The following is a 13148-nucleotide window of genomic DNA, read 5'->3' on the forward strand; positions in this document are numbered from 1 at the left end:
CGATGACGGAGCAACTTGATTTCTCCGCGCTCTGGCCGCACTGGCCGGAGCTGCTGGCGGGGCTGTGGGTCACTATTCAGCTAACGGTGTTGGCGACCGTGGGCGGGCTGGCGACAGGCATTTTCGGGGCGGCGATCCGCAGCGGACGACCAACATGGTACAGCCGGATCTGGGGTGGTTACGTCGAGATCATCCGCAACACGCCGTTTGTGGTGCAGCTGTTTTTCATTGTCTTCGGCCTGCCGAATCTGGGGCTGAAGATGACCGCGGGGGAAGCGGCGCTGCTGGCGATGGTCGTGAACCTCGGTGCGTACAGCACCGAGATTATCCGTGCCGGCATCCAGGTGACGCCGAAAGGCCAATGGGAGGCCGGACGCGTGCTGGGGTTGACCCGCCTGCAGACATTTATTCGCGTGGTGCTGCCGCCCGCGCTGCAGCGCATTTACCCGGCGCTGGTGAGTCAGTGCATTATTGTAATGCTCGGCTCGTCGGTGGTGTCGCAGGTCTCGTATGAAGAGCTGACCTTTGCCGCCAACCTGATTCAGTCCAGAACGTTTTTGAGCTTTGAGGTCTATCTGGTGACAACCGGGATTTACTTAGCGCTGTCGATTACCCTGCGCCAGCTGATGATGGCCGCAGGACGTAAATGGCTGGGGGTACAGGCATGATGACCACCTTTACCGACTGGGACATTATTCGCAACCTGCTGCTGGCCGGACGCTGGACGGTGCTGTTGTCGCTGGTGGCGTTTGTCGGCGGCGCGGTGGTGACGCTGCCGCTGTTGCTGCTGCGCCTGACGGGCGGACGCACGGTGAAGCGCATCATTCGTGGCTATATCGAGCTGTTTCAGGGCACGCCGCTGCTGATGCAGCTGTTCCTGGCCTTCTTCGGCGTGGCGCTGTTTGGTATTGACGTTTCGCCGTGGACCGCCGCCTCGCTGGCGCTCACGTTCTACACCAGCGCGTTTTTACTCGATATCTGGAACGGATGCATTCGCGCGCTGCCGAAGGGGCAGTGGGAGGCGTCTCGCTGCCTGGGGCTGACCTTTGGCCAGACGCTTTATCGGGTGGTTGCTCCGCAGGCGCTGCGGATTGCGATTGCCCCGACGGTCGGCTTTGCCGTGCAGGTGATCAAGGGTACCGCGCTGGCGTCGATTATCGGCTTTATCGAGCTCACCAAGGCCGGGACCATGCTGACCAACGTGACCTATCAGCCGTTTAAGGTCTTTGCGCTGGTGGCGCTGGGCTACTTTATTCTGTGTTATCCGCTGTCCCGCTACAGCCGCTATCTGGAGACGAAATTCAATGCCTCTCATCACCATTAATCAGGTGCAGAAGTACTACGGCGATAACCACGTGCTCAAGGGCGTCGATCTGGATATCGACATGGGCCAGGTGATTTCCATTATCGGGCGCAGCGGATCGGGCAAAAGCACGCTGTTGCGCTGTATTAACGGCCTGGAAGGCTATCAGGACGGCAGCATCAAGCTGGGCGGCATGACCATCACCGACCGGGACTCTCAGGCGCGTGAAATCAGCCGCTCGGTCGGAATGGTGTTCCAGAGCTTCAACCTGTTTCCGCACATGACGGCGCTGGAGAACGTCATGCTCGCCCCGCGCCGGGTACTGAAGAAAAGCGCCGCCGAATGCCGGGCGCTGGCGCAGCAGATGCTGGAGAAAGTCGGCCTCGGCGACCGTCTGGATTACTACCCGTCGAGCCTCTCCGGCGGCCAGCAGCAGCGCGTGGCGATTGCCCGGGCGCTGGCGATGTCGCCGAAAGTATTGCTCTGTGACGAGATCACCTCCGCGCTCGACCCGGAACTGGTGGGCGAAGTGCTCAAAGTGCTCGAGCAGCTGGCGGCCGAAGGGATGACGCTCATACTGGTTACCCATGAAATGAATTTCGCCCGCGAAGTGGGCGACCGCGTGGTGTTTATGCACCAGGGGAAAGTCTGGGAGCAGGGCGACAGCAAAACGCTGTTCGCCAACCCGCAGACCACCGAACTGAAGCAGTTCATCTCCTCCGTGCGCGGCCTCAACTGATAAGGACTGAACAATGGATATCGCACACTTTCCGCAAATCAATCCGCCGCAGCGCCTGCTGATGGGCCCGGGCCCGATCAACGCCGACCCGCGCGTGCTGCGCGCCATGTCGAGCCAGCTGATTGGCCAGTACGACCCGGCTATGACCCACTACATGAACGAGGTGATGGCGCTTTATCGCGGGGTGTTCCGTACCGAGAACCGCTGGACGATGCTGGTGGACGGCACCTCCCGCGCGGGGATTGAAGCGATTCTGGTCTCCGCCATTCGCCCCGGTGATAAAGTGCTGGTGCCGGTGTTTGGCCGCTTTGGTCACCTGCTGTGCGAAATCGCCCGCCGCTGTCGGGCAGAGGTGCATACCATCGAGGTGCCGTGGGGCGAGGTGTTTACCCCGGACCAGATAGAAGATGCGATTAAACGTATTCGTCCGCGCCTGCTGCTGACCGTGCAGGGCGATACCTCCACCACCATGCTGCAGCCGCTCGCGGCGCTTGGCGAGATCTGCCGCCGTCACGATGTGCTGTTTTATACCGATGCCACCGCGTCGCTCGGCGGCAACGCGCTGGAGACTGACGCCTGGGGGCTGGACGCGGTGTCAGCCGGCATGCAGAAGTGTCTCGGCGGCCCGTCAGGGACGTCGCCGATCACCCTGAGCGCGCGGATGGAAGAGGCGATCCGCCGTCGCAAATGCGTTGAGGAGGGCATCCGTACCGACGCCCACCGCGACGGCGACGAGGAGATGATCTACTCCAACTACTTCGATCTCGGCATGGTGATGGACTACTGGGGCCGGAGCGTCTGAACCATCACACCGAAGCGACCACCGCGCTGTTTGGCGCCCGCGAATGCGCGCGGCTGATCCTGCAGGAAGGGCTGGATAACGGTATCGCGCGTCATAAGCTGCATGGTGACGCTTTGCTGAAGGGCATTCAGGCGATGGGGCTGGAGACCTTCGGCGACCTGAAGCACAAGATGAACAACGTGCTGGGGGTGGTGATCCCGCAGGGGATCAACGGCGACCAGGTGCGTAAGCTGATGCTGGAAGATTTCGGCATCGAAATCGGCACCTCGTTTGGTCCGCTGCACGGCAAGGTGTGGCGCATTGGCACCATGGGCTATAACGCACGCAAAGACTGCGTGATGACCACCCTGAGCGCGCTGGAGTCGGTGCTGAACTACCTGAAGTTCGCGACAACGCAGGGGGCGGCGATGCAGGCCGCGTGGGATCACTATCGCCGCGAGACGCCACTGTGAGCCCGGCAGAACGGGTGATGGCACGTGCCGACGCGCTGGCCGCCATCAGCGAAACCCCGGAAGGGCTGACGCGGGTGTATCTCTCCACGCAGCATCTGCAGGCCAACCAGCTTGTAGGAGAGTGGATGCGCCAGGCGGGCATGACCGTCTGGCAGGACAGCGTGGGCAATATCTGTGGACGCTATGAAGGCCAGCAGGAGGGGGCGCAGGCGGTGCTGCTTGGATCGCATCTGGATACCGTGCGCAACGCCGGGCGCTACGACGGCATGCTCGGGGTGCTCACGGCCATCGAAGTGGTGGACGGCCTGCATCAGCAGGGCGAGCACCTGGCCCAGGCGATTGAGATTGTCGGCTTTGGTGACGAAGAGGGGACCCGTTTTGGTATCACCCTGCTGGGCAGCCGTGGTCTGACGGGAACCTGGCCGCAGGGCTGGCTGGAGACCTGCGATGCCCAGGGCATCAGCGTGGCGCAGGCGATGGTGCAGGCAGGACTCGACCCCACCCGCGTGGCGCTGGCGGCACGCCATCCGCACGATTTCAGCGCCTGTCTGGAGCTGCACATCGAACAGGGGCCGTGTCTGGAGCAGGTGGGGCTGGCGCTGGGCGTGGTGGAAGCCATCAACGGCGCGCGCCGCCTAAACTGCCGCTTCACCGGCGAGGCCGGGCACGCCGGTACCGTGCCGATGGCTCACCGTAAAGATGCCCTGGCCGCTACCGCCGAATGGATGGTGCTGATTGAAAACACCACCCGGCAAGCCGGCGGCAATCTCGTGGCGACAGTGGGGGAGTTACGCTGTCTGCCCGGTGCGGTTAACGTCATACCCGGCGAGGTTACGCTCTCGCTGGATATTCGCGGCCCGCAGGATGCCCCGCTGGACGCGCTACTCGCTGAACTGCTGGCGCAGGCGCATGCCATCGCCGCCCGTCGCGGGTTACGTTTTGGCGCCGAGGAGTTTTACCGGATCGCCGCCACGCCGTGCGATGCGCGTCTGCAGCATCTGCTGGGCGACGCCGTTGAATCGGTGCAGGGGCGTACCGTGTCCCTGCCCAGCGGCGCCGGGCACGACACCATCGCCCTGGCAGAGCGCTGGCCGGTGGGGATGCTGTTTGTGCGCTGCAGGGGCGGCGTCAGCCATCATCCGGCGGAATCGGTGATGGCTGAGGATGTCGCGCTGGCGATTGAGGCGTTTGGGCGGGCGGTGAGAAAGCTGGCTGACGGTGGCGCGGGTTAAGCCACCGAACGCACCGCATCGTCGATATCTGCGCTCACCCGCACATCCTGCTCGTCAAACACCATGCAGTGACGGTCGTCAAACGCCACGTCTATCTTCTGCCAGGGCGCGAACTTCACGTCGCCCGGCAGCAAGATCTTCACGTTGTCATGGCCGTAGCATTGTCCAAACAGGTAAGTGTTATTCCCCAGCCGTTCCACCACTTCACAGTTAAATTCCAGCGGCGTGCCGCGCTTATCGTCGGTGGTTAAATGTTCCGGACGAATGCCCAGCGTGACATGGCTGCCCGGCTGCAGCGGTGTGGTGGTTATCGCGAGCGTGAGCGACTTCTGCTGTGACAATCTGACGGTGAGCTTGCCCGGCTGCCAGGCTTCGACGGTCGCGGGCAGAAAGTTCATCTTCGGAGAACCGATAAACCCGGCGACAAATTTATTCGCTGGTTTGTAATAGAGATCCATCGGCGCACCCATCTGCTCAACTTTGCCATAGTTCATGACCACGATTTTGTCCGCCAGCGTCATCGCTTCTATCTGGTCATGTGTCACATACACCATGGTGGTTTTCAGCTCCTGGTGCAGTCGGGCGAGGTGCAGGCGCATTTCGACGCGCAGTTCAGCATCCAGGTTTGAGAGGGGTTCATCGAACATAAAGACGCGTGGGTTACGCACGATGGCGCGACCAATCGCCACGCGCTGGCGCTGCCCGCCGGACAGTTGTTTAGGTTTACGGTCCAGCAGGTGTGAGAGCTGCAGCGTTTTTGCCACCATCTCTACCTGATGGCGGATCTGATCTTTCGGGACTTTATTCACCTTCAGACCGTAGCCCATGTTTTCAGCGACGGTCATATGCGGATAGAGTGCGTAAGACTGAAAGACCATCGCCACGCCCCGGTGAGAAGGGGCGACGTCATTCATCACCTCATTACCGATTAAGACTTCACCTTCGCTAATCTCCTCCAGACCCGCAATCATGCGCAGCAGGGTCGATTTACCGCAGCCGGAAGGGCCAACAAAAACGGCAAACTCCCCGTCTTCAATCTCCAGATTCACGTTGTGTAAGGTAACGGTGTCGCCAAAGCGCTTGGTGACATTCCTCAATTGTATGTTCGACATCAGTGTTCCCCGAGTAAATCGCCAGTTATGTTTTACGTATAACAATTGTGTTTAACATGGCTGGACGGTGCAATTTGTCTGTGTTGACTATAACTTCCAGTATTCATGGGCCCTATACAGATATTCCATTAATGTTATGACGATCACACAACTCGCAGTTTTTTGTAGAGTTATCATGATGTGAAGGGTAGCGTATACCAAACCAAAGGCATTTGATGTCATACGTGCAGCATCAGATTTAATGCGTTGTTTGATGAGGTGGGTAAGGCGTTTGATGCGATAACAACCATAAAATTGTTATACCTTCACATGAGGTTGAACATGAAAAAGAACATTCTCGCTGCGCTTATCCTCTCTACGCTCGCGATGCAGGTCCACGCCACCACGCAGCTTAACGTCTGGGAAGACATCAAGAAGTCGTCCGGCATAAAGGATGCGGTCGCCGACTTTGAAAAACAGTACGACGTTAAGGTTAATGTGCAGGAAACGCCTTACGCTCAGCAGCTGGAAAAATTGCGCCTGGACGGCCCGGCAGGCATTGGCCCGGACGTGCTGGTTATTCCTAACGATCAGCTGGGCGGTGCCGTGGTGCAAGGGCTGCTGGCCCCTCTGAATCTGGAGGCTAAGCAGACGGAACAGTACACCCCGGCCTCAATCAATGCCTTCAGAATGGATAATGCCCTCTACGGCGTGCCGAAAGCGGTCGAGACGCTGGTCCTGATCTACAACAAAGACCTCATCGACAAGCCCCTGAACTCACTGCAGGACTGGTATGACTTTTCGAAACAGCAGCGCGCGAAAAACCAGTACGGCCTGCTCGCCAAGTTCGACCAGATTTACTACAGCTGGGGGGCAATCTCCCCGATGGGCGGCTACATCTTCGGTCAAAACGACAAAGGCGGCTATAACGCCAGCGATGTTGGCCTGAACAAACCGGGTGCGGTAGAGGCCGTAACGTACCTGAAAAAATTCTACGCCGACGGGATCTTCCCTGCCGGGATAGTCGGCGACAACGGTCTGAACGCCATCGACTCTTTGTTTACCGAGAAGAAAGCAGCAGCCGTGATCAACGGGCCGTGGGCATTCCAGCCGTATGAAGCGGCAGGCATCAACTACGGCGTTGCGCCGCTGCCAGCGCTGCCGGACGGCAAGCCTATGAGCTCATTCCTTGGGGTGAAAGGCTACGTGGTCTCCACCTGGAGCAAAGACAAAGCGCTGGCGCAGAAATTTATCGAATTTATTAACCAGCCGCAGTACGTCAAAACCCGCTACGTTGCCACGCGTGAGATCCCGCCGCTGACGGCGATGATCGACGATCCGATTATCAAGAACGATGAAAAAGCGAGTGCCGTCGCGGTACAGGCGGCGCGTGCAACCGCCATGCCGGGCATTCCGGAGATGGGCGAAGTGTGGGGGCCAGCCAACGCCGCGCTGGAGCTGAGCCTGACCGGCAAACAGGATCCTAAAGCCGCGCTGGATAGCGCAGAGAAACAGGTCCAGATGCAAATCGAAGCCATGCAGGCCAGCAACCAGTAATGTTCTGACGTCGCCGAACGGGAGGCTGCTCTCCCGTTTTTTTGAAAGGAGTTGTCTGTGAGTATCATCCCGGAAAATTTTGCCAGACCGCACGGGGCCGGGCGTCATGCCTGGACTGGCCTGCTGCTGGCGGTTATCCCTGGCTTCGGTCAGTTCTACCATCGCCAGTGGCTGAAAGGGGGCATCTTCCTGGTGCTGCTGGCCAGTTTTATCGGCGTATTTGCCGATTTTCTGCGCGAGGGCTGTGGGGGCTGGTGACGCTGGGCGAGGAGGTGCCGCGGGACAACTCCATCTTCCTGCTGGCTGAAGGGATCATCAGCGTATTGATTGGCGCGTTTGGCGTCGTGGTGTATGCCCTGTCGATGCGGGATGCGTGGGTCAATGGCCGTAAACGTGATGAAGGCTTACGGCTGAACAGCGTGCGCAAGCAGTATCAGATGCTGCTGAGTGACGGCTTCCCGTATCTGATGATCACCCCCGGCTTTATCCTGCTGGTGTTTGTGGTGGTCTTCCCGATACTGTTCGGCTTTGCCATTGCGTTTACCAACTACAACCTGTACCACACGCCGCCGGCAAAGCTTGTAGACTGGGTCGGGTTTAAGAACTTTATCAATATCTTCACGCTCTCCATCTGGCGTTCGACCTTCTTCGACGTGCTGCAGTGGACGGTGGTCTGGACCCTGCTCGCCACTACGCTGCAATGTTCGGTAGGCGTGCTGCTGGCCATCCTGGTCAACCAGAAGGATCTGCGCTTTAAGCCGCTGATCCGCACCATTTTCATTCTGCCGTGGGCGGTGCCGGGCTTTGTCACCATTCTGGTGTTTGCCGGGATGTTCAACGACTCCTTTGGGGTGATCAACAACGCCATACTGGCCTTTTTCGGCATTGCGCCAAAAGCGTGGATGACCGATCCGTTCTGGACCAAAACGGCGCTGATTATGATGCAGACCTGGCTCGGCTTCCCGTTTGTTTTCGCCATGACCACCGGCGTGCTGCAGGCCATTCCGGACGATCTCTACGAAGCGGCGACCATGGACGGTGCCAGCAGCGCGACGAAGCTGCGCACCATCACGCTGCCGCTGGTGCTGTACTCGATTGCGCCGATTCTGATCACCCAGTACACCTTCAACTTCAATAACTTCAACATCATCTATCTGTTCAATAACGGCGGACCGGCGGTGGTGGGGTCGAATGCGGGTGGGACGGATATCCTGGTGTCGTGGATCTACAAACTGACGATGTCCTCTTCGCAATACGCGATTGCGGCGACCATCACTATCCTGCTGTCGATCTTTGTCGTCGGGCTGGCGCTGTGGCAGTTCCGCGCCACGAAATCGTTCAAAAATGACGACATGGCGTAAGGAACGCAACAATGGCTCAATCACAAAGTATTAAACGTGAGAAGTGGGTACGCCTCTCGCTCTCCTGGCTGGTTATCGCGCTGGTCTCGACAATCATCATTTACCCGCTGGTGTGGACGGTCGGCGCGTCGTTTAACGCGGGGAACAGCCTGCTGAGCTCGTCGATTATTCCCGAGAACGTCTCGGTGCAGCATTATGCCGACCTGTTCAATGGCCAGGTGAACTACATGACCTGGTACTGGAACTCGATGAAAATCAGCTTTCTGACCATGGTGCTGACCTTAATCAGCGTCAGCTTTACCGCCTACGCGTTTTCGCGCTTTCGCTTTAAAGGACGCCAGAATGGGCTGATGCTGTTCCTGCTGCTGCAGATGATCCCGCAGTTCTCGGCGCTGATTGCCATCTTCGTGCTGTCACAGTTGCTGGGTCTTATCAACAGCCATCTGGCGCTGGTGCTGATCTACGTAGGCGGCATGATCCCGATGAACACTTACCTGATGAAAGGCTACCTCGATGCCATCCCGAAAGATCTGGATGAATCCGCGCGCATGGACGGTGCCAGCAACTTCCGGATTTTTATCGAGATCATCATGCCGCTTTCGAAGCCGATTGTGGCGGTGGTGGCGCTGTTCTCCTTCACCGGGCCGCTGGGAGATTTCATCCTCTCCAGCACCATTTTGCGCACCCCGGACAAATACACCTTACCCATTGGGCTTTATAACCTGGTGGCACAAAAAATGGGTGCCAGCTACACCACCTACGCGGCAGGCGCGGTCCTGATTGCGGTGCCGGTGGCGATCCTCTACCTGGCGTTACAAAAATACTTCGTCTCCGGCCTGACCTCCGGGAGTACCAAAGGATGATCATGAAAAGACTCAAACCCGCTTTGCTCGCCGTTTGCCTCTCATGTGGCCTTGCCGCGAGTGCGTTTGCTGCCGACGCGGTAAAAACGCGTCCCTTTAACGCCATGCCGGCGGATTTTATTAAGGGGGCGGATATTTCGACCCTGCTGGAAGCAGAACAACACGGCGCGAAATTCTATAACCAGAACGGCCAGCAGCAGGACGCGATTGCTATCCTCAAAGCCAACGGCGTAAACACCGTGCGCCTGCGCCTGTGGGTTGACCCGCAGGATGCGAGCGGCAATACCTACGGCGGCGGCAGTAATAATCTCGAAAACACAATTGCGCTGGCGAAGCGTGTGAAGGCGCAGGGGCTGAAGCTGCTGCTCGACTTCCACTACAGCGATTTCTGGACCGATCCGGGCAAACAGTTCAAGCCAAAAACCTGGGAGAAGATGGACTACCCGCAGCTTAAAACGGCGATCCATGACTACACCCGCGACACCATAGCCCGTTTTAAGAAAGAGGGCGTCCTGCCGGACATGGTGCAGATCGGTAACGAAATCAACGGCGGCATGCTGTGGCCGGAAGGCAAAAGCTGGGGGCAGGGCGGCGGCGAATTTGACCGCCTGGCCGGGCTGCTCACTGCCGCCATTGGCGGGCTAAAGGAGAACCTGACCAACGGCGAGCAGGTGAAAGTCATGCTGCATCTGGCCGAAGGCACCAAAAATGACACCTTCCGCTGGTGGTTTGATGAAATCACCAGGCGCAACGTGCCGTTCGATATCATCGGCCTGTCGATGTACACCTACTGGAACGGCCCGATAAGCGCGCTGAAAGCCAATATGGATGACATCAGCAAGCGCTATAACAAAGATGTGATTGTGGTGGAAGCGGCCTACGGCTATACGCTCGACAACTGCGATAACGCCGAAAACAGTTTCCAGGCGAAAGAAGAAAAAGACGGCGGCTATCCGGGCACCGTTCAGGGTCAGTACGATTATATTCACGATTTAATGCAGGCCGTTATTGATGTTCCGGACCAGCGCGGCAAAGGCATCTTTTATTGGGAGCCCACCTGGATTGCCGTCCCGGGCACCACGTGGGCGACCAAAGCCGGCATGAAATATATCCATGACGAATGGAAAGAGGGGAATGCCCGTGAGAATCAGGCATTATTTGATTGCCAGGGAAAAGTGCTGCCATCAATAACGGTATTTAAATAATTTTATCTCCATTCAGGACGTTGTAAATATGAATAAATTTGCGCCTTTAAGCCCAAAGGTCGCGGCGTTATTGCATGGCGCCGACTATAACCCGGAGCAGTGGGAGAATTACCCCGGTATTATTGAGCAAGATATCGCCATGATGCAGCAGGCGAAATGTAATGTCATGTCGGTGGGCATATTTAGCTGGGCGAAGCTGGAGCCGCGTGAAGGGGAATATGATTTTGCGTGGCTGGATAATATTATTGAAAAACTGTATGCGGCAGGTATTCATATTTTCCTGGCGACGCCAAGCGGCGCGCGTCCGGCGTGGATGTCGCAAAAATACCCTGAGGTGCTGCGCGTCGGGCGCAACCGCGTGCCCGCGCTGCATGGAGGCCGTCATAACCACTGCATGTCATCCCCGGTCTACCGCGCGAAAACGCTCAAAATAAACGGCCTGCTGGCGGAGCGTTATTCCCACCATCCGGCGGTGCTGGGCTGGCATATCTCCAATGAGTACGGCGGTGAATGCCACTGTGATCTGTGCCAGGCACGCTTCCGCGACTGGCTGAAAGCGCGTTACAAAACCCTCGACGCGCTGAACCATGCGTGGTGGAGCACCTTCTGGAGCCATACCTATACTGACTGGTCGCAGATTGCGTCCCCCGCGCCGCAGGGAGAAGTGTCGATTCACGGCCTGAACCTCGACTGGCGTCGCTTCAATACCGCGCAGGTGACCGATTTCTGCCGCCATGAAGTGGCCCCGCTAAAAGCCGCGAATGCCGAACTGCCGGTGACCACCAACTTTATGGAGTATTTCTACGACTACGACTACTGGCAGCTTGCGAAGGCGATCGACTTTATCTCCTGGGACAGCTACCCGATGTGGCACCGGGAGAAAGACGAAACGGCACTTGCCTGCTACACCGCCATGTATCATGACATGATGCGCAGCCTGAAGGGCGGTAAGCCCTTCGTGCTGATGGAGTCAACGCCGAGCACCACCAACTGGCAGCCGACCAGCAAGTTGAAAAAGCCGGGGATGCATATTCTCTCGTCAATGCAGGCGGTGGCGCACGGGGCGGATTCAGTGCAGTACTTCCAGTGGCGTAAAAGCCGCGGGTCGGTGGAGAAATTCCACGGCGCGGTTATCGACCACGTGGGCCATCTGGATACCCGCGTCGGGCGTGAAGTGACGCGCCTGGGCGAGATGCTGGCCCGCCTGTCGGGGGTGGTCGGCTGCCGTACCGAGGCCCGGGTGGCGATCGTCTTCGACCAGCAAAACCGCTGGGCGCTGGACGATGCCGAAGGTCCGCGCAATATGGGAATGGAGTACGAAAAAACCGTCAACGAGCACTATCGTCCGTTCTGGGAAAAAGGCATCGCGGTGGATGTCATTGACGCTGACGGCGATCTGAGCCAGTACGCGCTGGTGATAGCCCCCATGCTTTATATGGTACGCGAAGGATTTGCCGGGCGGGCAGAAGCCTTTGTGGCTAATGGCGGACATCTGGTGACGACTTACTGGACCGGCGTGGTGGATGAGACCGATCTCTGTCATCTGGGCGGTTTCCCCGGGCCGCTGCGCAAGCTGCTGGGGATCTGGGCAGAAGAGATCGACTGCCTGGGTGAGGGGGAGCGCAATTTGGTTCAGGGGCTGGCGGGCAACGCGGCAGGCCTGCAGGGGCCGTATCAGGTGCGGCATTTATGCGAGCTGATCCACGCGGAGTCCGCACAGGTGCTGGCGACCTACCGCGATGATTTCTACGCCGGTCGCCCTGCGGTCACGGTCAACCGCGTCGGTAAAGGCAAGGCGTGGCACGTCGCTTCGCGCAACGATCTGCCGTTCCAGCGCGATTTCTTCGCCGGGATTATCAACGAGCTGGCGCTGCCGCGCGCCATCGAGAGTGAACTCCCGCCGGGCGTGGTTGCCACGGCGCGCACGGATGGCGAAACCAGCTGGGTGTTTGTGCAGAACTACACGGCACAGCAGCAATACATCACGCTGCCGCAAGGGTATACCGACTGCATGACAGACGCCGCCGCCGCGGGCGATACCGTGCTGCTGCCGTGGGACTGTCGGGTGCTCAGGCGTAAAGCGTAGTGCGGTTTTATTGCCGGGTGGCGCTGTGCTAACCCGGCCTTCCCAACCCGTAGGCCCGTGCAAGCGCAGCGCCGCCGGGCAAAAAGGCAAAGAGCCTGCTCCACGAGCAGGCATTTTTTTATCTGCATAGAATGAGGCGTATTATGGACAGTCAAATTACCCAGCGTTTAATTCCCGCGTTTGGCGGTGACGATAATATCGAACACGTTGAAGCCTGCATTACCCGCCTGCGCGTGACGGTTAAAGATTTAAATAGGGTTGACTCTGAGGCGTTACAGAATGAAGGGGCGCTGGGCGTAATTATTATCGGTCAGCAGGTGCACGCCATATTTGGCAGGCAGTCTGATGCCTTACGTCAGTTATTAGATGAACATTTTAATCAGTAAATATAAAAAAGGGATAGCCAAAATAATGGCTATCCCTGAGCAGAGATATACGCTGCAATTAGCTGGAGATA

General features: G+C 58.3%; 10 protein-coding genes and 2 pseudogenes. 11 read left to right on the forward strand and 1 reads right to left on the reverse strand.

Going from position 1 to position 13148, the window contains the following annotated elements:
* The first annotated feature begins 2 nt into the window (after positions 1-2).
* The 5 genes and pseudogenes from C1N69_RS08050 to hpxK all read left to right on the forward strand — a co-directional run bounded on the left by C1N69_RS08050 (position 3) and on the right by hpxK (position 4528).
* Positions 3-668 (forward strand): amino acid ABC transporter permease, encoded by a 666-nt coding sequence (locus C1N69_RS08050; RefSeq protein WP_025755908.1) that lies wholly within the window; start codon positions 3-5, stop codon positions 666-668.
* Entirely contained in the window at positions 668-1324 is a 657-nt protein-coding gene (locus C1N69_RS08055) for an amino acid ABC transporter permease (protein ID WP_047959788.1), read from the forward strand. Before C1N69_RS08050 ends, C1N69_RS08055 begins: the two co-directional genes overlap by 1 nt.
* The gene (locus C1N69_RS08060; RefSeq protein WP_023327069.1) at positions 1305-2042 is read left to right on the forward strand and encodes an amino acid ABC transporter ATP-binding protein; all 738 of its coding nucleotides are present in this window, start codon (positions 1305-1307) and stop codon (positions 2040-2042) included. The genes C1N69_RS08055 and C1N69_RS08060 overlap by 20 nt, the downstream gene beginning before the upstream one ends.
* A gap of 13 nt (positions 2043-2055) precedes the next feature.
* Positions 2056-3296: pseudogene (locus tag C1N69_RS08065) on the forward strand (pyridoxal-phosphate-dependent aminotransferase family protein).
* A 17-nt stretch (positions 3297-3313) separates the two neighbouring features.
* Entirely contained in the window at positions 3314-4528 is a 1215-nt protein-coding gene (gene hpxK, locus C1N69_RS08070) for an allantoate amidohydrolase (protein WP_244956327.1), read from the forward strand.
* Here the strand turns inward: hpxK and C1N69_RS08075 are convergent.
* On the reverse strand, positions 4525-5640 hold the full coding sequence (locus C1N69_RS08075) for an ABC transporter ATP-binding protein (protein WP_155030968.1): 1116 nt from the start codon (positions 5638-5640) through the stop codon (positions 4525-4527). The genes hpxK and C1N69_RS08075 overlap by 4 nt on opposite strands.
* Before the next feature lie 321 nt (positions 5641-5961).
* Here C1N69_RS08075 and C1N69_RS08080 point away from each other — a divergent pair, with 321 nt between their 5' ends.
* The 6 genes and pseudogenes from C1N69_RS08080 to C1N69_RS08105 all read left to right on the forward strand — a co-directional run bounded on the left by C1N69_RS08080 (position 5962) and on the right by C1N69_RS08105 (position 13077).
* Positions 5962-7176 (forward strand): extracellular solute-binding protein, encoded by a 1215-nt coding sequence (locus tag C1N69_RS08080; RefSeq protein ID WP_155030969.1) that lies wholly within the window; start codon positions 5962-5964, stop codon positions 7174-7176.
* A 57-nt stretch (positions 7177-7233) separates the two neighbouring features.
* Positions 7234-8537 (forward strand): annotated as a pseudogene (locus C1N69_RS08085) (carbohydrate ABC transporter permease).
* 11 nt (positions 8538-8548) lie between these two features.
* On the forward strand, positions 8549-9400 hold the full coding sequence (locus C1N69_RS08090; RefSeq protein ID WP_025755901.1) for a sugar ABC transporter permease: 852 nt from the start codon (positions 8549-8551) through the stop codon (positions 9398-9400).
* Positions 9401-9402: 2 nt separating this feature from the next.
* Positions 9403-10605: a glycoside hydrolase family 53 protein gene (locus C1N69_RS08095; RefSeq protein ID WP_155030970.1), complete on the forward strand. Its 1203-nt coding sequence runs from the start codon at positions 9403-9405 to the stop codon at positions 10603-10605.
* Between the two features lie 28 nt (positions 10606-10633).
* Complete coding sequence (locus C1N69_RS08100) at positions 10634-12691, forward strand: beta-galactosidase (protein ID WP_095449506.1); 2058 nt, start codon at positions 10634-10636, stop codon at positions 12689-12691.
* Between the two features lie 143 nt (positions 12692-12834).
* Entirely contained in the window at positions 12835-13077 is a 243-nt protein-coding gene (locus C1N69_RS08105) for a PTS sugar transporter subunit IIB (RefSeq protein ID WP_155030971.1), read from the forward strand.
* Positions 13078-13148 lie beyond the last annotated feature (71 nt).

The sequence above is a fragment of the Enterobacter sichuanensis genome, assembly GCF_009036245.1.
Classification (GTDB): Bacteria; Pseudomonadota; Gammaproteobacteria; order Enterobacterales; family Enterobacteriaceae; genus Enterobacter; species Enterobacter sichuanensis.